The following is a 20,732-nucleotide window of genomic DNA, read 5'->3' on the forward strand; positions in this document are numbered from 1 at the left end:
TTTCTTGTGGACTTTATACGCCTTTGGTACCATATAGAGGTCGTCAAAACGAGAAGCGTTGACGGTTGGCGTCAACATTCGACGCGATCTTTCGCAGGCTTAAGCCCAAGACCAGCGCCAGGCGCCAAAGTCAGCCATCGGAAGCGATCGGAGATCGCTAGAATTGGTGGAATGAAATGTCCCGCAACTGCCTGCCCAAGAATGGCCGTTTTGGTCGGAAAGATTCCGACCGACATTTTGCCGGATAATTCGTTCGCCGAACCCAGCGCCTTTTGCCGAACATCCTCCTCGGTCCCGGCGCTGGAACCCTGAAATGTTCCTCTTTTTATGGTGAGGGCTGAAACCATGGATATGTATGCCAAACACACGAACGTTCACGCCGACCCGTGGAGCGGGTTCAGCGATGGTGCATGGCGCACCGCAATCGACGTTCGCAACTTCATTCAGGAAAATTACACGCCTTATGAAGGCGATGCTTCCTTCCTCGCACCGGCCACCGAGCGCACCAAGCAGCTCTGGGACGAGCTGAGCGACCTCTTGAAGCAGGAGCGCGACAAGGGCGGCGTCCTTGATATTTCGGCAGACAAGCCCTCGTCGATTACCGCGCATGATGCCGGCTACATCAACAAGGACCTCGAAATCATCGTCGGCCTGCAGACCGATGCGCCGCTGAAGCGCGCGATCATGCCGAATGGCGGCCTGCGCATGGTTGAAGGCAGCCTGAACACCTATGGCTACAAGGTGGACGAAACCGTCCATGATGTGTGGACCAAATACCGCAAGAGCCATAACCAGGGCGTGTTCGACGTCTACAGCCCGGACATTCTTGCCTGCCGCAAATCTGGCGTGATCACCGGTCTTCCTGATGCCTATGGCCGTGGCCGCATCATCGGCGACTATCGCCGCGTTGCCCTTTACGGCACGGACTTCCTGCGCGCTGAAAAGCAGAAGGAATTCCACGAGCTCGACGACGCCGTCTTCAACGACAACAACATGCGTCTGCGCGAAGAGATTTCGGAACAGTTCCGTGCTCTCGATGAACTGCGTGAAATGGCTGCCAAATATGGCGTCGACATTTCCAAGCCCGCCCGCAATGCCCGCGAAGCCGTCCAGGCCGTCTATTTCGGCTATCTGGCTGCCGTGAAGGAGCAGAACGGCGCTGCCATGTCGATCGGTCGCATCTCGACCTTCCTCGACATCTACATCGAGCGCGATATCGAAGCCGGTTACATCTCGGAAGACGATGCCCAGGAAATGGTCGACGACATGATCATGAAACTGCGCATTGTCCGCTTCCTGCGCACGCCGGAATATGACGAACTGTTCTCGGGCGACCCCGTATGGGTGACCGAAGCAATCGGCGGCATGGGCGAAGACGGCCGTACGCTGGTTTCGAAGAACAGCTTCCGTTTCCTCAACACGCTCTTCAACCTGGGTCCCGCGCCGGAACCGAACCTCACGGTTCTGTGGAGCCCGAGCCTGCCGGAAGGCTTCAAGCACTTCTGCGCCAAGGTTTCGGCCGACACCTGCGCCATCCAGTACGAGAACGACGAACTGATGCGTCCGAAATGGGGCGACGACTACGGCATTGCATGCTGCGTCTCGTCGATGCGGATCGGCAAGCAGATGCAGTTCTTCGGCGCCCGCGCCAACCTCGCCAAGGCTCTGCTCTATGCCATCAACGGCGGCGTTGACGAAATGAAGATGAAGGGCAAGAAGGTTGCCGACGGTCTTGAACCGATCACCGGCGATGTTCTGGAATATGACGAAGTCGTCGAAAAGTTCGACAAGGCCATGGACTGGCTTGCCAAGACCTACGTCAAGGCTCTGAACGCCATTCACTACATGCACGACAAATATGCGTATGAACGTATTGAAATGGCCCTGCATGACCGTGATATCCTCCGGACCATGGCTTGCGGCATTGCCGGTCTGTCGATTGCGGCTGACGCGCTTTCGGCGATCAAATATGCCAAGGTCGAAGTCATTCGCGACGAAACCGGTCTTGCCGTTGATTACAAGATCACCGGCGACTTCCCGGCCTTCGGCAACAATGACGACCGTGTCGACTCGATTGCCTCGTGGCTCGTCGAGACCTTCATGAACAAGGTCAAGGCACAGCCCTACTTCTACCGTGACTCGATGCCGACGCAGTCGATCCTGACGATCACGTCGAACGTCGTTTACGGCAAGAAGACCGGTAATACGCCGGATGGCCGCCGCGCCGGCGAACCCTTCGCACCGGGTGCGAACCCGATGAACGGTCGCGACAAGAAGGGCTTTGTGGCCGCAGGCGCTTCGCTTGCCAAGCTGCCCTATGACGCTGCCCTCGACGGGATCAGCTGGACTGCTTCGGCAACGCCTGGCAGCCTTGGCCATACCGACGAAGACCGCATCAAGAACCTGTCGAATTGCCTCGACGGTTACACGGCGGCCGGTGGTTTCCACGTCAATGTCAACCTCCTCAACAAGGAGACCCTTCTTGACGCCATGGACCATCCGGAGAAGTATCCGCAGCTGACGATCCGTGTTTCGGGTTATGCTGTGAACTTCATCAAGCTGACGAAGGAACAGCAGCTTGACGTCATCAACCGGACTTTCCACACCTCGATGTAAACGAGAAGAAGAATGCACAAGCGCGTTTCCGCACCAACGAAGCCAACCGGTGTCCATATCGACATCGACCACGGATTTCTCCACTCGGTCGAAACCGGCGGGGCGGTGGACGGTCCGGGAATGCGCTTCATATTCTTCATGGCCGGTTGCCAGTTCCGGTGCCTGTATTGCCACAATCCGGATACCTGGAAGCTCCACAATGGCCGCAAGGTCGATGTGGACGACATGCTCAAGGAGGTCCGCCCCTATGCGGGCTTCCTGAAATTCGCCGGCGGCGTCACCTTCTCCGGCGGCGAGCCCATGATGCAGGCCGGCTTCATCGGCAATGTCATGGGACACATCAAGAAGGAAATGGGTCTGCATATCGCACTCGATACGCAGGGCTATCTCCACACCGGCGTGGAAGACGAATGGTTCGACAATGTCGACCTCGTCATGCTCGATATCAAGCATATCGATCCGGAAAAATATCACGCCATTACCGCGCAATATCTGCAGCCGACGCTCGACTTCGCCGAGCGCCTGAAGCGGCTGAAGCAGAAGATGTGGATGCGCTATGTGCTGGTGCCGGGCCTGACCGATGATGCCGATGACGTCAACAAGATGGCCGACTACGTCGCCACGCTTGGCGATATCGTTGAACGGGTCGAGGTTCTTCCATTTCACCAGATGGGTATTTCGAAGTGGGATGCTCTCGGCAAGGAATACACGCTGCGTGATACGCCGACGCCGACGACCGAGCAGGCTGAAGCCGCCCGGGATATTTTTCGGGCGCGGGGACTCTACACCGCCTGAGGCCGGTTCTGGCCTGGCAGGCGAGGGGCGCTCGCTCTTCATCCGCTCTGATATCGTCAATTCCAGAGGCCGCCTTGGGGTGGCCTTTTTCGTATTGTTATATATTAATGCTGACGCTTGCGCCCGGTCTGCTTTTCACATAAAGATATGTTTATATCTTGATGAAGGCAGAGCATGATGACGAAACTTGATCTCGACAATCTGGTCGACGTCCTGAAAGCAGTGGGCGAGCCGACGCGGCTCCGGCTGATTGCGCTGCTTGCTGCCGGAGACCTTACGGTCTCCGATCTGACTGACATACTCGGACAGTCCCAGCCGCGCATTTCCCGTCATCTGAAGCTTCTGGCGGAGGCTGGTCTTATCGACCGTTATCAGGAAGGCGCCTGGGCCTATTTCCGCCTGAAGGAGGAAGGCGCGCCGGCGCGACTCGTCCGGGAACTGCTGCAGAATGCGTCCGAGAGCGATTCGGCCCTCGGCCGCGACGCGGCGCGCCTTGCCGCGGTCAAACAGGCGCGTTCCGAGAAGGCGCTGGCCTATTTTGCAGAACATGCCGGCGAATGGGACGAGATGCGACGGCTGCATATTTCCGAAACGGAAATCGAGGAATGCCTGGTCCGGCTGATTGGAGAGAAACGCGTGGAGAGCGTTCTCGATCTTGGAACGGGCACGGGCCGTATGCTTCTGCTGTTGAAAGATCTTTACCGCCGCGCCGTCGGCATCGACGCCAGCCGCGACATGCTGGCTGTCGCCCGCGCCAATCTTGATGCCGAAGGGGTGACAAAGGCAGCCGTCCGTCTCGGCGACATACTGAACCTGCCGCTGGAGAACGAGGATTTCGATCTGGTGATCATCCACCAGGTTCTGCATTTCCTCGAGCATCCCGAGCGCGCGATTGCCGAGGCCGTGCGGGTGATGCGTCCCGGCGGACGGCTTGTGGTCATCGATTTCGCCCCGCACGACCTTGAATATCTTCGGACTGACCATGCTCATCTGAGGCTCGGCTTCTCCCACCAGGCGATGTCGGACTGGATGACGGCCGCAGGCCTCGACGTCGACAAGGTCGTCGACCTTCCTTTTTCCGGAGCCGAGGGACGGTCGCTTACCGTCACCGTCTGGCTTGGCCGCGACCGCCGCGTCCTGATGGCCTCCGAAGCCGAAACACACTACGCGAGGAGTGTTTGAACCATGTCCGAAAGCAACGAGACGCGCGGACGCAAGCGCGATATTCATTTTTCCTTCGAGTTCTTTCCTCCCAAGAGTGCCGAGGCGGAAGCAAGCTGGTGGCGTTCGGTAGAAGAGCTCTCGACCTATGATCCCGGCTTCGTGTCGGTGACCTACGGCGCGGGCGCGACCAGCCAGGCGCCGACCTATGCGGCGGTGAAGCGGCTTGTCGACGAGACGCAGCTTCAGACGGCCTCGCATCTGACCGTCGTCAAGGCCAGCAAGGGGGAGGTGGACGACGTGATCCGCCGTTTCCGCGATGCCGGCATCCGCCGTTTCGTGGCGCTCCGGGGCGACCCGCCGGGCGGCATCGGCACGGCCTATAGTCCCCATCCGGGCGGCTATGCCAATGCGGCCGCGCTCGTCTCGGCGCTCAAGGCCATCGATCAGGATTTCGATATCTCGGTCTCCGCCTATCCGGAAAAGCACCCCGAAAGCGCTGACCGCACGGCCGATATCGCCATGCTCAAGGCCAAGGCGGATAACGGCGCCGATCGCGCGCTGACCCAGTTCTTCTTCGATAATGACGTTTTCGAGGATTATCTGAACGACGTGCGCCGTGCGGGCATCGATATTCCAGTCGTGCCGGGGATCATGCCGATCCAGAACCTTGCTCAGTTGAAGCGGTTTGCGGCCATGTGCGGCGCTGACGTGCCGGCCTTCGTGGAGCGTCGCTTCGAGGGGCTGGACGATGATCCCGACGGCCGGTTCGAGGCGGCGGCCGATCTTGCCGCCGAACAGGTCGAGGACTTGATCGCGCGCGGACTTGCCGACTTCCATTTCTACACGATGAACCGCTCGAAGCTGATGATCGCCGTCTTGAAGCGGCTCGGCATCAGCCCGGATGCCGCGATCTGCGATGCGGAGCCCTGCCGGCTGCGCGCTTGAGCCCGTGGGTCGCGCGCCGGACAGGATGGGGTGCGGCTCCATTAATTTCGAAGAATACTAATTTAGTGAAAACTATATTTATGATATTTACATGTATATTTAAATTATATTGAAGAATATCTCAATTTTGTTATATTCCGGCGTTATTGAGGCAAAAATAACGTCGGGACGGCATGGACTATCATGGCAATCTGATCACCGGAACGCCATCTGCTGCGTCGGCTGGTTCGCAGCTCTCGCTGCTGTGGAATGGCTATATCCGGGCCTATAACCTCTTCAATTATGGAGAGGCCCTTGAATATGCACGCGCCGCCAGCCGTTTGCAGCCGGGCAATGCCTCCATATGGTCCAATATCGCCGTGTGCTGCCTGCGGCTGAACGATTACGACGGCGCGATTGCGGCGGCGGAGAGATCGGCGGCGCTCAACGATCGGCATTTCGTTGCTTTCGACGCGCTCGCTCATGCGTGGGGTGAAAAAAAGAATGATGAGAAAGCAGGTCAATACGGCCTCAGGGCGCTGGAACTGCGCGAGCAGCAATTCGGCCTGCCTGCGGAGCAGGAGCTTTCTCCCAGGCAGCCGCCGCCGCCATCGCCTGGCACGCGCGACAGAAACATTATCGCCTTCTCGCTCTATGGCGATCGTCCCCGCTATTGCGAAACGGCGGTGATGAACGCGCGGGCGCGGGCGGACATCTATCCGGACTGGACGTGCCGCTTCTATGTCGACAAATCCGTGCCGGATGCGACCATCGCCCAATTGCGGGACGCCGGAGCAGAGGTGGTGTTCGCCAACCGCAAGATGCGGGAATGGCCCGGTCCGATGTGGCGCTTTGCCGCCTATGACGATGATGGGCTGCATCGCGTCATCTTTCGCGATGCTGATTCTATCATCAGCGCGCGCGAGAGCGAAACGGTCGAGGAATGGGTCGAGAGCGGCCTTCAATTCCATGCCATACGCGACTGGTTCACGCATACCGAACTGCTGCTGGCGGGCTTGTGGGGCGTTGCCGGGGGGGCGTTGCCGCCCATGCGGCTGCTGATCGGGCGCTTCCTGCGCACGCCTGTCAAATCCCGTCACTTCGCCGATCAGCATTTTCTGCGGGAATATGTCTGGCCCTATGCTCGCCGCAGCATTCTCCAGCATGACAGGCTGTTCGGCTTCATGGACCCGGCGCCTCTTCCGGCAATTACCGATCTCGACAACCATCATATCGGCGCCAACATCTCCCATGGCGGTTTTCACCGTCCGGTCGATCTCGCCGATGGCGTGGCCGTGCGCTGGGAGCTGAGGCAGGATGTGCCGTCGCCCGAAGGCGGGAAATCCTATCGCGTGGTATGTTCCTATTCCACCGTCGTGGAGAACGGCATGCTCATCGAGCATCTGCCCCGGATCTGGCTGGATCGGATGAACAAGGATATGCGCGTAGTATTCTTCCATCCTTTAACCGGAGAGCCATCGGGGCCATAAGCAGGCAGTGAAGGTGATATCGCGCGGAAGCATCCCGCATGTCCGCGGAAATACCCGGTGGCAGGCGAAAAGGTGTCAGAACAACAAAAAGCCGGTAGAGCGTCTCCGTGGAATGCGGAAACGCTCTACCGGATCGATACGGTCGATTGCGCTCTGTTTCTGTTTCGAAGCGGTCAATGCCGTCAATCGGCCATGGCCTCTTCATATTCGGCCGAAAGCGTGAGCCATTCTTCCTCGATCTTGGCAAGCTCCGCCGCCGCGTTGGCGCGGGCCTGGATCATCACCTTGGCCTTTTCCGGCGCTTTTTCATAAAGCTTCGGATCGGCAAGGTCGGCATCGAGCCTGGCGATGATCTGTTCGATCTTTGCCGTCTTCTTCTCGGCCGTGTCGATCTTCTTCTTCAAGGGCGCAAGGGCGGCGCGGCGTTCGGCGGCACTCTTGCGCTGCACGGATTTCGAGCGCGCCTCGGCATTGGGTGCTTCAGCCTTCTGCGCCTTTCTGCCGCCGGAGACGATCAGGTCGCGGTAATCCTCCAGATCGCCGTCATAGGCCTTGACCGTGCCGTCATGGACGAGCCAGAGCCGGTCGACCGTCGCCTCAATCAGGTGCCGGTCGTGCGAGATCAGGATCACGGCGCCGGGATAGTCGTTCAGCGCCCGCACCAGTGCATTGCGGCTGTCGATGTCGAGGTGGTTGGTCGGCTCGTCGAGGATCAGCAGGTTCGGTGCGTGGAAGGCGGCAAGGCCCATCAGAAGCCGCGCCTTCTCGCCGCCGGAAAGGTCACGCGCGGGCGTATCCATTTTTTCCGTCGCCAGGCCCATCTGCGCCACGCGGGCGCGCACCTTCGGCTCGGTTGCCGTCGGCATCAGCTTGCGCACATGGGCAACCGCGCTTTCGTCCGGCACGAGATCGTCGATCTGGTGCTGGGCGAAGAAGCCGGTCGAAAGATGCGGCGCGAGTTTCAGCGTGCCCGATTCCGGCTTCAGCCGCCCGGAAATGAACTTGGCGAAGGTCGACTTGCCGTTGCCGTTGGCGCCCAGAAGCGCGATCCGATCGTCATTGTCGATCCTGAGATTGATGTCCTTGAGGATCGGCTGGCCGGGCGTATAGCCGACCGCGCCATCCTCGATGGCGATGATCGGGGAGGCGGGCTGCTTTTCCGGCTCCGGAAAGGAGAAGCCCTGGACGTGATCCTCGATCACCGCGGCGACCGTGCCCATCTTCTCCAGCGCCTTGACGCGGCTTTGCGCCTGACGGGCCTTCGAGGCCTTGGCCTTGAACCGGTCGATGAAGCTCTGCAGGTGCTTGCGCTGCGCCTCGTTCTTGGCGCGAGCCTTCATCTGCAATTCGTCGGCCTCCGCCTTCTGCCGCTCGAACTGATCGTAGGAGCCGCGATAGAAGGTAAGCTTCTTCTGGTCGAGATGGATGATCGCGTTCGCGGCGGTGTTCAAGAGGTCGCGGTCATGGGAAATGATGATGACGCTGTAGGGGTAGCGGCGAATATAGTCTTCCAGCCAGAGCGTGCCCTCAAGGTCGAGATAGTTGGTCGGCTCGTCGAGGAGCAGGAGGTCGGGCTCGGAGAACAGCACGGCCGCAAGCGCCACGCGCATGCGCCAGCCGCCGGAGAAGGACGATGCCGGACGCTTCTGTGCCGCCTCGTCAAAGCCGAGGCCGGAGAGGATGCTTGCCGCGCGCGCTTCGGCCGAATGAGCATCGATATCGACGAGCCGTGTCTGGATCTCGGCGATGCGATGCGGATCGGTCGCGGTTTCCGCCTCCGCCATCAGCGCCGCGCGCTCCTTGTCGGCGGCCAGCACGATGTCGATCAGCGGGTCTTCCGTGCCCGGCGCTTCCTGCGCCACCTGGCCGATGCGCGCCTTCTTCGGCAGCGAGACCGTGCCGGTCTCCGGCGAAAGCGCGCCGGTCAGCACGCGGAACAGCGTCGATTTGCCCGCGCCATTGCGCCCGACAAGCCCCGCCTTCATGCCATCGGGAATGGAGACGGAAGCGTTTTCGATGAGCAGGCGGCCGGCAATGCGGACGGAAAGGTCGGATATGGAGATCATGGCTGCGGTTTTGTCCGAAACCGTGCGGTTTTGCAAGAGAGGAGGCACCAAGAGGGAAGTTGCTTTTCGCCTCGGCACGGCTGGCTTGACGCGGGTCAATGCCAATCTACGCAAATGCGTTTATGCGCATAGGCAGTAGTCGTCTCGACAGGAGGAAGATCCGGTGGTCATTGACGTTCTCTCGGCGCTTGCCGAACCCACGCGGCTTTCGGCACTGCGCATTCTCGCCGACGGCGGAGAGCATTGCGTCTGCGCCCTGATGCGCGCCTGCGGGGCAAGCCAGTCGCGCATGTCGCGGCATATGGCGGTGCTGAAGGCCGCGGGCCTGGTCGTCGACCGTCGCGACGCGCAATGGGTCCGCTACCGCCTCAATCCGGCGCTTGATGCCGAAACCCTGGCTTTGCTTGATGCGGCGGTGGCTTGCGCAAAGGCAAATGAGAGGAGGGCGGCATGAGCATATCCGTTGAAAAGACAACGTCCTCGGGACCGCAATGGTTTTGGCATGCGGTGGTGATCGCGGCGCTCGCCGCCTGGTGGGGCGCCTACCGGATGCTTCAGCCTTTCGCGGAATTCCTTGTGTCGCTGCTGCCGGTCGAGCGGTCCAGCCATACCGGGGAGGCCCTGGCATTCTTCTTCTACGATGTTCCCAAGGTGCTGATGCTGTTGGCGCTGATCGTCTTTGCGATGGGCGTTGTCCGCAGCTTCTTCAGCCCGGAGAAGACGCGCGCGCTGCTGGCCGGCAGGGCCGAGGGGGTCGGCAATGGCCTTGCCGCCGGGCTTGGCGTGCTCACCCCGTTCTGTTCGTGTTCGGCGGTCCCGCTCTTCATCGGTTTCGTGTCAGCTGGCGTCCCGCTCGGCGTTACATTTTCATTTCTGATCGCCGCGCCGATGGTCAACGAAGTGGCGCTCGTCCTGCTCTTCGGCCTCGTCGGCTGGCCGGTCGCGCTCACCTATCTGGGCTTCGGGCTCGCGATCGCCATTGTGGCCGGCTATGTCGTCGGCAGGCTGCATCTGGAAGGCTGGCTGCAGGACTGGGTGCGCGAACTTCATATTGGCGGGAACGCCGCCGATGCGCTCGATGACGGACCCATGAGCATGACGGAGCGATACCGGCTCGGCCTTGCAGCCCTGAAGGACATTGTAGGCAGGGTATGGCTGTGGATCCTGCTCGGCATTGCCATGGGCGCGCTGATCCACGGCTATGTGCCGGAGCGGTTGATGACCGGTATCATGGGCGCGGATGCCTGGTGGAGCGTTCCCGCCGCCGTGCTGGTGGGCATCCCGATGTATACGAACGCTGCCGGCGTGGTGCCGATTGTCGAGGCCCTGCTGGGCAAGGGCGCGGCGCTCGGCACGGTGCTCGCCTTCATGATGTCGGTGATCGCGCTGAGCCTGCCGGAAATGATCATCCTGCGCCAGGTGCTGACGCTTCGCCTGATCGCTGTTTTCATCGGCGTTGTCGCCACCGGCATCCTGCTGGTCGGGTTTCTTTTCAACATATTGTTCTAAGGAGGCAATGATGGTTTCGGTCAAAATCTATGGTCCAGGCTGCAAGCGTTGCGAGGCGACGGCGAAGCTGGTGGAAGAAGCGGCAGCGCTGAGGCACGTCGCGGTAAGCCTGGAAAAAGTCACCGATCCTAGAGAGATCGCGATGGCCGGCGTGATGTCGACGCCCGGCGTCGCCATTGACGGCAGGCTGGTTCACACCGGCGGTCTGCCCGACCGGAAAAAGGTCGAGGGCTGGTTTGCCGCCTGAGCGCGCGGGTCGTCCGCGCCCTCAGGCGAACGGACGGCCGTTCTCGCTTCTGAGGAAATAGATGAGGTCGATTGCCAGTGACGGCTGGCCGAGCATGGTCAGCATGGCATGCGCCTGGCCGCGATGATGGGTCTGGTGGTTGAAGAAATGCGCGAGCGTCGTCTGGAACCGGTCGGTGTGGCTTTCCGGCGGATTGCCGCGCTGGTAGGAAAACGTGCCGCCGATCCGTGCCTCGTCCATGCCGTCGAGGAAGGTGATGATCTTGCGGTCCTCGCGAACGCGGTCTTCCCGCAGCGCGGCGAAATCATCGTGGAGGATGGTGTCGAGTTTGACCGGACCCGTATCCCCGCCCTCAAACCGGGTCATCCAGACCCGATCGGCGTAGAGCACGTGGTTGAGCGTGGCGTGGAGCGAGCGGAAGAAGGCGCCGAGATCGCGCTTGCGTTCGTCGTCGGAAAGGTCTGTCGCCGCGTCATAGACCATGGCGTTGGCCCAGGCATTATAGGCGGCGAACATGCGATAGTGTTGCAACATGGGTCTGTCTCTTGCGTGGCGGAGGCGCCGATCATAGTGCAAGCCTGGCCGTCCGGCACATGAAAACATGCGATGGCGGATATCAGCCGGCCTGATGGGCCCTGTCATGCCACGGCGCGGCGGCGGTCTTTTTCGCGTTCAAGGATCGAGAGCGCGTCGAGCCTGGCGATCGGCAGGCCGCTCGGAATGTCGCCGGAAAGCTGCAGCGCGAGGTAACGCCCGCAGCAGACCCTGAGAAACGAGGTGAAATTGCCGCTGTCGTGGCCAGCTTCGAGGGCTTCGTGATAGAGTTTGGCGATCAACTGCGTGGTGGCCAGCCCGTCGCGACCGCCGATCTCGGCAAGCACGTTCCAGAAGAAATTCTCCAGCCTGACGCTTGTCACCATGCCGTCGATGCGGATCGAGCGCGTGGCGCTCTCCCAAAGCGACGGATCAGCCTCGATGAACAGTCTGCACATGGTTTCCTCCCTGTTCTCCCGTTGGCCAGTATAGGCCGGCGCGCGCCAAAGCGATAGCGCCGCGCCGGCCTCGGCATTTCAGGCGTCGAGAAGCTTCATGAACTGCCCAAGCCATGCCGGATGGGCGGGCCATGCGGGTGCGGTGACGAGGTTGCCGTCGGTCACGGCCTCGGTAACGGCGATGTCGGCATAGGTGCCGCCGGCAAGCTTCACCTCGGGCGAGCAGGCCGGATAGGAGGAGCATTGACGGCCCTTCAGGACATCGGCGGCGGCGAGGATCTGCGCGCCGTGGCAGATCGCGGCCACCGGCTTGTTCGCGTCAAAGAAATGCTTCACCAGGTCGAGAACCCGCTGGTCAAGCCGCAGATATTCCGGCGCCCGCCCGCCGGGGATCACCAGCGCGTCATAGGCCGCGGGGTCGGTCGTCTCGAAATCCGCCGTCAGGGCGAAACGATGTCCGGGCTTTTCCGAATAGGTCTGGCCGCCCTCGAAATCGTGGATCGCGGTCGGAACCGTATCGCCGGCCTTCTTGCCCGGGCAGACCGCATCAACCGTGTGGCCGACCGCGAGCAGGGTCTGGAACGGCACCATGGTCTCGTAGTCTTCAGTAAAGTCACCGGTGATCATCAGGATCTTCTTCGCTGCCATTTCTTCCTCCTTCAAAAAATGACGAGGCTCAATTCTAGCAGCATTGGTCGGCGCACAGGTATTATGGACATACTACGCCGCACTCAGCCTGGCCGCGCCGGTCTTGAAACTTTTTGCGGTGCGGCACATTCTGTCTGGTAACAGAAGGAGTCATGCCATGAGCCGGATCCTCTATTCGCTTCGTGGCGCCGATGGCACGGCGCCGTTCTCGCCGCATTGCTGGAAGGTTGTCCTGGCGCTGCGGCACAAGGGCCTCGATTTCGAGGAGAGGCCGGTCGGCTTTACCGATATCCCGAAGCTCGAGAACGGGTTCTCCAAGACCGTGCCTATCCTGCGGGACGGCGACCGGCTGATTTCAGACAGTTTCGCGATCGCCATCTATCTGGAGCAGACCTATCCGGACCGGCCGTCGCTGTTTTCGGGCGAGGGCGGGCTTGCCACGGCGCGCTTTGTCGAGGCCTGGGCGCTTTCGACGCTGCATCCGGCCGTGACGCGTATTGCTGTCAAACATATCCACGATATGCTCTCGCCGGTGGACCAGGCCTATTTCCGCGAAAGCCGCGAGGCCCGCCTCGGCGCGACGCTGGAAGAGGTGGTGACGGGGCGCGAGGCGGAGATCGCCGCCTTTCCCGAAAAATGCACGCCGATCCGCAATATGCTGAAATTTCAACCTTTTATAGGCGGAGACCGGCCGCTTTTTGCAGACTATATCGTCTTCGGCGCCTTCCAGTGGGCAGCGCTCACCGGCAATACCGGCCTGCTTGACCCGAATGACCCGGTGGCGAACTGGTTCGAGCGGTGCCTCGAATTCGTTGAGCAAGGCTGAAATTGCCATGCGTTCCGGCAGATTCGGTTGCCTGACACGCTTCCATTTTACTTCAAACACCTCTATACACCGGCCAAATTTCCCGAAACGAGATTTGCCAGAGGACGATTGATATGGCGATTGAACGCACTTTTTCGATGATCAAGCCGGATGCCACCAAGCGCAACCTGACCGGCGCCATCACCAAGGTATTCGAGGAAAACGGCCTGCGCGTCGTCGCCTCCAAGCGCGTGTGGATGGCAAAGCGCGACGCGGAAGCCTTTTACGCTGAGCACAAGGAGCGCCCGTTCTTCGGTGAACTGGTCGAGTTCATGTGCTCCGGCCCGACCGTCGTTCAGGTTCTCGAAGGCGAAAACGCCGTTCTGAAGAACCGCGAGATCATGGGCGCGACCAACCCGGAAAAGGCCGACGAAGGCACGATCCGCAAGACCTTCGCGCTGTCCATGGGCGAGAATTCGGTCCACGGTTCCGACGCTCCGGAAACCGCAGCCCGCGAAATCGCCTTCTGGTTCTCCGAAACCGAAATCGTCGGCTGAGGCTGATTGTTTCTTTCGGATGTCTTTGAAGCCCGCCGCTCTGGCGGGCTTTTTCGTTGGGAGAGCCTGTCGCTGACAAGCGGAGCGAGCCCGCCCATTCTCCGTCACGCCGGACTTGATCCGGGGTCCAGGGCCAAAAAAAAGCTTTTTGCTGTCCGATGCCGCCTCAGGCCGGCTTGACCAGAATATGCTTTTTCTTGCCGAGCGAGAGCTTGATGACGCCGTCTTCGGTGACGGCGCCGGCGTCAACGGCCATGCGCTCGTCGGAGACGCCCTTGTCGTTGAGCTTCACCGCGCCGCCCTTGATGTGACGACGGGCCTCGCCGTTGGAGCCGGCAAGGCCGGCCTGCACCAGAAGCGTGAGGATGCCGATTCCGGCGTCAATCTCCGCCTTGCCGACTTCGATGGTCGGGAGGTTTTCGGCAAGCGCGCCTTCCTCGAAGGTCTTGCGCGCCGTCTCCGCCGCCTCGTCGGCAGCGGCGCGGCCGTGCAGCATCGCCGTCACCTCGGTGGCGAGGATCTTCTTCACCTCGTTGATCTCCGAGCCGCCGAGCGCTGAAAGCCGCGCGATCTCGTCCATCGGCAGCGTCGTGTAGAGCTTCAGGAAGCGGCCGACATCGGCGTCTTCCGTGTTGCGCCAGAACTGCCAGAAATCATAGGCCGAAAGCATGTCCGGGTTCAGCCAGACGGCGCCATTGGCGGACTTGCCCATCTTGGCGCCGGACGATGTCGTCAAGAGCGGCGCCGTCAGGGCGTAAAGCTGCGGCGTTTCCATGCGGTGGCCGAGATCGATGCCGTTGACGATGTTGCCCCACTGGTCGGAGCCGCCCATCTGCAGCCGGCAGCCGGTCTGCCGGTAGAGCTCGACGAAGTCATAGGCCTGCAGGATCATGTAGTTGAATTCGAGGAAGGACAGCGACTGCTCGCGATCAAGCCGCGTCTTCACGCTCTCGAAGGAGAGCATGCGGTTGACCGAGAAATGGCGGCCGACATCGCGCAGGAATTCGAGGTAGTTGATGCCGCGCAGCCAGTCGGCATTGTTGATCATCAGGGCCGGGCTGTCGGCGCGGTCGTAATCGATGTAATTGGCAAAGACGCGCTGGATGGAGGCGATATTGTCCTCGATCATGTCGATCGTCATCAGCTTGCGCGCCTCGTCCTTGAACGAGGGATCGCCGACCATGCCCGTGCCGCCGCCCATCAGCGAGATCGGCCGGTGACCGGTCTTCTGGAACCAATGCAGCATCATGATCTGGATCAGCGAACCGGCGTGCAGGCTCGGCGCAGTCGGGTCGAAGCCGATATAGGCCGTTACCCGCTCCTTCGACAAAAGGTCATCAAGGCCGGTCTCATCGGAAATCTGGTGGATGAAACCGCGCTCGGAGAGTGTGTGCAGGAATTCGGATTTGAACGTCGACATGGGGCTTACTTCGATTGCTTGAAGGAGGACGCGCGGGCTTTAGCACGGTTTCTCGGCCGTGTGCACCTGTTTTGCGGTCTATTGGCGCAAATGAGACGGACAGCCTGCCGGCTATTCTGCCATGCGGTTCTGTGTCTCCCCGCTTTTCCCCTTTCGTGCCCGTTCTGGGGTGGCTGCGTAAACTGCGGCTTGAGCGGGTCGACAATTCATAAGGAGAAAACGAATGGGCAATGAAGTTTATGGCGCTTCGCCGGTAGATGCGTTGAGAGCGCTTGCGGGCAAAAGAAATCGCGAAACTTTCGAAAGGAAATTTCGTCAATTTGACGTGTGGGCTGGACCTCTGGTTTGGGGACCTTGGACAGAAGTGTGGGCCCAGTTCGGAGTAAAGGGACCGGAAGCGGACCGACATGTCAGCTATGTCAGGATCTCTTTCGATACACAATCAAACGCCCCTTCTCCGTTCCATGTGGAGATAAAGGGTGGTGACCGGTTCATCCGTTCTGTCGGTCCGGGCGAGGAAACGGTGACCGTGACCGGCAACATTTCGACCGCAATATCCATAAGATGCAAGAGTGCGACGCAAGGCCAAAATGTGCTGGTTACTGTTGGATGAGCGGCAGCAATACCACCTTGATGATCGGGTAAATCGCGTAAACGATTGAGAAATAACCAACTATAACAAAGCCGAGAATGTTCAAAATTATGGTCACGGCTGCAAGCTTCCAGTGTTTTCGCAAAAAAACAAGATTGAGCCCCTGCAGCAAAACCAAGACCAAAATGCCGACAGTGAGCGAATTCTCAATCGTCACGATGCCGGAAAGGCGAACGAGATAAGGAAGGAATGCGTTAATAGCCAGCCAGATCAGGAGCAATTTGAAACGTTGCAATTGGTACATTGTCCCGCTCCTGATCGGCCTCATGTTCAACTTATAGTCGAAATCTCCGGAAACTGAAACGTTATTTCCCGGCAGCGAAAACTGCCGGGAATTCAAGGCGGAGTAATTCACCGGATCCGTTTCGGCGCAGGCTCCGGCACCAGTTCACCCTCGAGGCGGCGGTCGAGATAGTCCTCGCATTCGGCGAGCAGGTCCTCGTTCTTGCCGGAGAAGAAGTGGTTCGCGCCCGTCACCGTCTTCTGGGTGATCAGGATGCCCTTCTGGGTCTTCAGCTTTTCCACCAGGCCGTTGACGTCGCGCGGCGGGGCCACCTTGTCGGCATCGCCATGGATGATGAGGCCGGAGGAGGGGCAGGGGGCGAGGAAGGAGAAGTCGTAGATGTTCGGCTGCGGAGCGATCGACATGAAGCCCTCGATTTCCGGACGGCGCATCAGAAGCTGCATGCCGATCCACGAGCCGAAGGAATAGCCGGCGACCCAGCAGGTCTTCGAATCAGGATGCAGGCTCTGCACCCAGTCGAGCGCCGCCGCTGCATCGGACAATTCGCCCGAACCGTGGTCGAACTCGCCCTGGCTGCGGCCGATGCCGCGGAAGTTGAAGCGCAGCGTAGTGAAACCGCGCTTCTGGAACATGTAGAAGAGCTCGTAGACGATCGGGTTGTTCATCGTCCCGCCAAAACGCGGATGCGGGTGCAGAACGATGGCGATCGGGGCGTTCTTCTCCTTGGACGGCTGGTAGCGGCCTTCAAGGCGACCGGCCGGACCGTTGAAAATCACTTCAGGCATTGGCTCTCCGGAAAAATCGGTTCAAACTTCCCACACCGCTTGCGCAAGTCCCGTTGACTTGACTAATTGGCTCAGCTTTCCTACAAGCAGTTTAGAATTGTTCGAAAATAGAAGTCATTTCGTTCTGCGCTCAAATAGGGCAAGCCGCGTAAGGATTTCAAGGAAAATGCGTCGCAGGCCGCCATTGCCTGCCGAATTAAGGGCGATATGAGCACTGAGAGGATCTATCTCGACTGGAATGCGACCGCGAAGCTCCTGCCGGAAGCGCGCGCGACGCTGCTCGAGGGGCTGGATCTTGCCGGCAATCCATCGTCGGTGCACCGCGAGGGGCGCGCCGCCCGCGCCGCGATCGAGAAGGCCCGCCGTCAGGTGGCCGAACTGGTCGGCGCCGATGCCGCCCATGTCGTCTTCACCTCCGGCGCGACCGAGGCGGCGAATAGCGTTCTGACGCCTGATTTCCGCATGGGCCGCAGCCCGGTTCGCCTTGGCGGACTTTATGTTTCGGCGATCGAGCATCCGGCGGTTCACGAGGGCGGCCGCTTTCCGGCGGACATGCGCACGGAAATCCCGGTCAGTGCCGATGGCGTAGTCAGGCTGGATGCGCTGGAAGACCTGCTTCGCAAACATGACGCCGATGCGGGCCTGCCGATGGTCGCGATCATGCTCGCGAACAGCGAGACCGGCATTCTTCAACCGGTCGCGGACGCGGCGAAGATCGTGCATGCCCATGGCGGCCTTCTGGTGGTCGATGCCGTGCAGGCCGTTGGCCGCATACCCGTCTCGCTCGAGGCGCTGGAAGCGGATTTCCTGATCATCTCCGCCCACAAGATCGGCGGTCCGAAAGGGGCGGGCGCGCTTGTCTCGCGCGGGGAAACGCTGATGCCGGCGCCGCTCATTCGCGGTGGCGGGCACGAGAAGGGCCACCGTTCGGGCACGGAGAATATTCCCGGTATCGCCGGGTTTGGCGCAGCGGCGCGTTTTGCTGCCAATGGTCTGTCCGAGCGCAATGCGAGGATCGCCGCGCTTCGCGATCGGCTGGAAGCCGGCATGCGGGCTGCCGCGCCGGACGTCATCATTCATGGCGAAAGCGGCGACCGCGTGCCCAACACCACCGCCTTCACCCTGCCGGGGCTGAAGGCGGAAACCGGGCAGATTGCCTTCGATCTGGAAGGCATCGCGCTTTCGGCAGGCTCCGCCTGCTCGTCCGGCAAGGTCGGCGAAAGCCATGTGCTGAAGGCGATGGGGCGCGATCCGCGTCTCGGCGCGCTGCGTATCTCGCTGGGATGGGATACGAGCGATGACGACATCGACCGGGCGATAGCGGCATTCGCGAAGATTGCCGGGCGCCGCAAACAAACGGGCGCCGCCGCCTGAAGATTTGACAAAACGCAAGCGAAACGGGGTGCAAATCCCGTTCGCTTTGACTACATAAGGCGGTATAGCCGCTTTGGTACACGTTAAACCGCCGGGCCTTGAACCCGGTCATGAGTGGAGTGAACATATGGTTGCCGTTAAGGAAACCGTCGATCAGGTCGCCGAGATCGACGTCGATCAGTATAAATACGGTTTCGAAACGATGGTTGAGGTGGACAAGGCGCCCAAGGGCCTGTCCGAAGACATCATCCGTTTCATTTCCCACAAGAAGAATGAGCCGGACTGGATGCTGGAATGGCGTCTGCAGGCCTATCGCCGCTGGCTCACCATGGAAGAGCCGAGCTGGGCGCGGGTGAACTACCCGAAAATCGATTTCAACGATCTCTATTATTATGCCGCGCCGAAATCGGTCACCGGACCGAAGACGCTGGACGAGGTCGATCCGGAACTGCTGGCGACCTATGAGAAGCTCGGCATTCCGCTGCAGGAGCAGGAAATTCTGGCCGGCGTGCAGGAAAAGCAGCACCAGCCGAAAAGCCGCGTTGCCGTTGATGCCGTGTTCGATTCGGTCTCGGTCGTCACCACCTTCAAGAAGGAACTTGCGAAAGCCGGCGTGATCTTCATGTCGATTTCCGAGGCGATGCGCGAATATCCGGATCTGGTGAAGAAATATCTGGGCTCGGTCGTTCCCCAGGGCGACAATTTCTACGCCGCGCTGAACTCGGCCGTCTTTACCGATGGGTCCTTCGTCTTCGTTCCCAAGGGCGTTCGCTGCCCGATGGAGCTTTCGACCTATTTCCGTATCAACGAGAAGAATACCGGCCAGTTCGAGCGCACGCTGATCATTGCCGAAGAGGGCGCCTACGTCTCCTATCTGGAAGGCTGCACGGCGCCTCAGCGCGATGAAAACCAGCTTCATGCCGCCGTCGTCGAACTCGTTGCGCTGGATGATGCCGAGATCAAGTATTCCACCGTCCAGAACTGGTTCCCGGGCGACAAGGAAGGCAAAGGCGGCATCTACAACTTCGTCACCAAGCGCGGCGATTGCCGGGGCGACAATTCCAAGATCTCCTGGACGCAGGTTGAAACCGGTTCGGCGATCACCTGGAAATATCCCTCCTGCCTGCTGCGCGGCGACAATTCGCGCGGTGAGTTCTACTCGATTGCCGTATCCAACGGCCATCAGCAGATCGACAGCGGCACCAAGATGATCCATCTCGGCAAGAACACGTCGAGCCGCATCATTTCCAAGGGGATTTCGGCGGGCTTTTCCAACAATACCTATCGCGGCCAGGTTTCGGCCCACCGCAAGGCGGAGAACGCGCGCAACTTCACCCAGTGCGACAGTCTGCTGATCGGCGACAAATGCGGCGCGCATACCGTGCCCTATATCGAGGCCGGCAATTCGTCCGCCCGCTTCGAGCACGAGGCGACGACCTCGAAGATTTCCGAGGACCAGCTTTTCTACTGCATGCAGCGCGGCATCCCGGAAGAAGAGGCGATCGCACTGATCGTCAACGGGTTCGTGCGCGAAGTCATTCAGGAACTGCCGATGGAATTCGCCGTCGAGGCGCAGAAGCTGATCGGGATTTCGCTGGAAGGTTCGGTCGGCTGATCGCCGGTCGCTTTTGGTCACATATTCAAGCGCTTGGAGCGCTGCCTTATTCCTTTGAAGGAAACACACAATGCTTGAAATCAAGAACCTGCACGCACGCATTGCCGAGGACGGCACGGAGATCATCAAGGGGCTGAACCTGACCATCCAGGATGGCGAGGTTGCCGCAATCATGGGGCCGAACGGCTCCGGCAAGTCGACGCTCTCCTATATTCTCGCCGGTCGCGAGGACTATGAGGTGACCGAGGGCGAGGTCCTCTACAACGGCGAGAACATTCTGGAACTGGATGCCGCCGAGCGCGCCGCCAAGGGGCTGTTCCTTGCCTTTCAGTATCCGGTCGAAATTCCGGGTGTCGCCACCATGCAGTTCCTCAAGGTGGCGATCAACGAGCAGCGCAAGGCACGCGGCGAGGAAGAGCTTTCGACGCCGGACTTCATCCGCAAGGTGCGCGAGGGCGCGGCCGAGCTGAAGATCGATTTCGAGATGCTGAAGCGGCCGCTGAATGTCGGCTTTTCCGGCGGCGAGAAGAAGCGCGCCGAAATCCTGCAGATGGCGCTCCTGGAGCCGAAGCTCTGCGTCATGGACGAAACGGATTCCGGCCTCGACATCGATGCGCTGAAGATCGTCGCCGACGGCGTCAATGCGCTGCGCGCGCCGGATCGCTCGGTGATGGTCATCACCCACTACCAGCGCCTGCTTGATTACATCGTGCCCGATACGGTTCACGTGCTCTACAAGGGCCAGATCATCAAATCGGGCGGCAAGGAGCTTGCCCACGAACTCGAAGCCAATGGCTACGCCGATATCATCGGCGAAGCGGCCTGAGGC

Annotated in this window: 22 protein-coding genes; 14 read left to right on the forward strand and 8 right to left on the reverse strand. The window is 60.3% G+C overall.

The annotated features are described in order from the left end of the window. Positions 1-71: 71 nt before the first annotated feature. Positions 72-347, reverse strand: a complete 276-nt coding sequence (locus GGR30_RS00990; protein WP_183481321.1) for a hypothetical protein — start codon at positions 345-347, stop codon at positions 72-74. On the opposite strand from GGR30_RS00990, the gene pflB reads away from it, so the two are divergent. From pflB to GGR30_RS01015, 5 genes are all read left to right on the forward strand, one after another. Then, positions 346-2,616, forward strand: a complete 2,271-nt coding sequence (pflB, locus tag GGR30_RS00995; RefSeq protein WP_183481324.1) for a formate C-acetyltransferase — start codon at positions 346-348, stop codon at positions 2,614-2,616. The genes GGR30_RS00990 and pflB overlap by 2 nt on opposite strands. A 12-nt stretch (positions 2,617-2,628) precedes the next feature. After that, positions 2,629-3,411, forward strand: a complete 783-nt coding sequence (gene pflA, locus GGR30_RS01000; RefSeq protein ID WP_183481327.1) for a pyruvate formate-lyase-activating protein — start codon at positions 2,629-2,631, stop codon at positions 3,409-3,411. A gap of 177 nt (positions 3,412-3,588) precedes the next feature. Then, complete coding sequence (locus GGR30_RS01005; protein ID WP_183482610.1) at positions 3,589-4,593, forward strand: metalloregulator ArsR/SmtB family transcription factor; 1,005 nt, start codon at positions 3,589-3,591, stop codon at positions 4,591-4,593. 3 nt (positions 4,594-4,596) lie between these two features. Further along, positions 4,597-5,520 carry a methylenetetrahydrofolate reductase [NAD(P)H] gene (gene metF, locus GGR30_RS01010; RefSeq protein WP_183481330.1) on the forward strand — a complete coding sequence of 308 codons (924 nt, stop codon included), beginning with the start codon at positions 4,597-4,599 and terminating at the stop codon, positions 5,518-5,520. Positions 5,521-5,693: 173 nt separating this feature from the next. Next, positions 5,694-6,989: a tetratricopeptide repeat protein gene (locus tag GGR30_RS01015; protein ID WP_183481333.1), complete on the forward strand. Its 1,296-nt coding sequence runs from the start codon at positions 5,694-5,696 to the stop codon at positions 6,987-6,989. 182 nt (positions 6,990-7,171) lie between these two features. Here GGR30_RS01015 and GGR30_RS01020 read toward each other — a convergent pair whose 3' ends face one another. After that, positions 7,172-9,055, reverse strand: a complete 1,884-nt coding sequence (locus GGR30_RS01020; RefSeq protein WP_183481336.1) for an ABC-F family ATP-binding cassette domain-containing protein — start codon at positions 9,053-9,055, stop codon at positions 7,172-7,174. 169 nt (positions 9,056-9,224) lie between these two features. On the opposite strand from GGR30_RS01020, the gene GGR30_RS01025 reads away from it, so the two are divergent. The 3 genes from GGR30_RS01025 to GGR30_RS01035 are packed head-to-tail and all read left to right on the forward strand — an operon-like array spanning position 9,225 to position 10,811. Further along, a complete protein-coding gene (locus GGR30_RS01025; protein WP_343066461.1) occupies positions 9,225-9,509 on the forward strand; it encodes an ArsR/SmtB family transcription factor in 285 nt (94 codons plus the stop codon). Beyond that, a complete protein-coding gene (locus GGR30_RS01030; RefSeq protein ID WP_183481342.1) occupies positions 9,506-10,564 on the forward strand; it encodes a permease in 1,059 nt (352 codons plus the stop codon). Before GGR30_RS01025 ends, GGR30_RS01030 begins: the two co-directional genes overlap by 4 nt. Positions 10,565-10,574: 10 nt before the next feature. Next, positions 10,575-10,811: a thioredoxin family protein gene (locus tag GGR30_RS01035; protein ID WP_183481346.1), complete on the forward strand. Its 237-nt coding sequence runs from the start codon at positions 10,575-10,577 to the stop codon at positions 10,809-10,811. Between the two features lie 21 nt (positions 10,812-10,832). Here the strand turns inward: GGR30_RS01035 and GGR30_RS01040 are convergent, their stop codons facing one another. The 3 genes from GGR30_RS01040 to GGR30_RS01050 all read right to left on the reverse strand — a co-directional run bounded on the left by GGR30_RS01040 (position 10,833) and on the right by GGR30_RS01050 (position 12,451). Then, positions 10,833-11,345: a DinB family protein gene (locus GGR30_RS01040; protein ID WP_183481349.1), complete on the reverse strand. Its 513-nt coding sequence runs from the start codon at positions 11,343-11,345 to the stop codon at positions 10,833-10,835. A 104-nt stretch (positions 11,346-11,449) separates the two neighbouring features. Then, a complete protein-coding gene (locus GGR30_RS01045) occupies positions 11,450-11,803 on the reverse strand; it encodes a ribbon-helix-helix domain-containing protein (RefSeq protein WP_183481352.1) in 354 nt (117 codons plus the stop codon). Positions 11,804-11,881: 78 nt separating this feature from the next. Next, a complete protein-coding gene (locus GGR30_RS01050; protein WP_183481355.1) occupies positions 11,882-12,451 on the reverse strand; it encodes a DJ-1/PfpI family protein in 570 nt (189 codons plus the stop codon). Between the two features lie 157 nt (positions 12,452-12,608). On the opposite strand from GGR30_RS01050, the gene GGR30_RS01055 reads away from it, so the two are divergent. Both GGR30_RS01055 and ndk read left to right on the forward strand, forming a co-directional pair. Further along, on the forward strand, positions 12,609-13,277 hold the full coding sequence (locus GGR30_RS01055; protein ID WP_183481358.1) for a glutathione S-transferase family protein: 669 nt from the start codon (positions 12,609-12,611) through the stop codon (positions 13,275-13,277). 113 nt (positions 13,278-13,390) lie between these two features. Beyond that, positions 13,391-13,813: a nucleoside-diphosphate kinase gene (gene ndk, locus GGR30_RS01060; RefSeq protein ID WP_024709581.1), complete on the forward strand. Its 423-nt coding sequence runs from the start codon at positions 13,391-13,393 to the stop codon at positions 13,811-13,813. Positions 13,814-13,979: 166 nt separating this feature from the next. Here the strand turns inward: ndk and tyrS are convergent, their stop codons facing one another. Next, complete coding sequence (gene tyrS / locus GGR30_RS01065) at positions 13,980-15,233, reverse strand: tyrosine--tRNA ligase (protein ID WP_183481361.1); 1,254 nt, start codon at positions 15,231-15,233, stop codon at positions 13,980-13,982. A 223-nt stretch (positions 15,234-15,456) separates the two neighbouring features. Here tyrS and GGR30_RS01070 point away from each other — a divergent pair, with 223 nt between their 5' ends. Then, on the forward strand, positions 15,457-15,846 hold the full coding sequence (locus GGR30_RS01070; protein WP_183481363.1) for a colicin Z C-terminal domain-related protein: 390 nt from the start codon (positions 15,457-15,459) through the stop codon (positions 15,844-15,846). Here GGR30_RS01070 and GGR30_RS01075 read toward each other — a convergent pair. Then, a complete protein-coding gene (locus tag GGR30_RS01075; RefSeq protein ID WP_183481366.1) occupies positions 15,833-16,129 on the reverse strand; it encodes a hypothetical protein in 297 nt (98 codons plus the stop codon). The two genes, GGR30_RS01070 and GGR30_RS01075, sit on opposite strands and share 14 nt — an antisense overlap. A gap of 107 nt (positions 16,130-16,236) precedes the next feature. Next, the gene (locus tag GGR30_RS01080; RefSeq protein ID WP_183481369.1) at positions 16,237-16,914 is read right to left on the reverse strand and encodes an alpha/beta hydrolase; all 678 of its coding nucleotides are present in this window, start codon (positions 16,912-16,914) and stop codon (positions 16,237-16,239) included. A gap of 207 nt (positions 16,915-17,121) precedes the next feature. Between GGR30_RS01080 and GGR30_RS01085 the strand changes: the two genes are divergently transcribed. The 3 genes from GGR30_RS01085 to sufC all read left to right on the forward strand — a co-directional run bounded on the left by GGR30_RS01085 (position 17,122) and on the right by sufC (position 20,729). Beyond that, on the forward strand, positions 17,122-18,288 hold the full coding sequence (locus tag GGR30_RS01085; protein WP_183481372.1) for a cysteine desulfurase family protein: 1,167 nt from the start codon (positions 17,122-17,124) through the stop codon (positions 18,286-18,288). Between the two features lie 127 nt (positions 18,289-18,415). Further along, on the forward strand, positions 18,416-19,903 hold the full coding sequence (gene sufB, locus GGR30_RS01090; RefSeq protein WP_183481375.1) for a Fe-S cluster assembly protein SufB: 1,488 nt from the start codon (positions 18,416-18,418) through the stop codon (positions 19,901-19,903). 70 nt (positions 19,904-19,973) lie between these two features. After that, positions 19,974-20,729, forward strand: a complete 756-nt coding sequence (gene sufC / locus GGR30_RS01095) for a Fe-S cluster assembly ATPase SufC (RefSeq protein ID WP_183481378.1) — start codon at positions 19,974-19,976, stop codon at positions 20,727-20,729. Positions 20,730-20,732: the final 3 nt, after the last annotated feature.

Source organism: Martelella radicis, assembly GCF_014196625.1.
Classification (GTDB): Bacteria; Pseudomonadota; Alphaproteobacteria; order Rhizobiales; family Rhizobiaceae; genus Martelella; species Martelella radicis.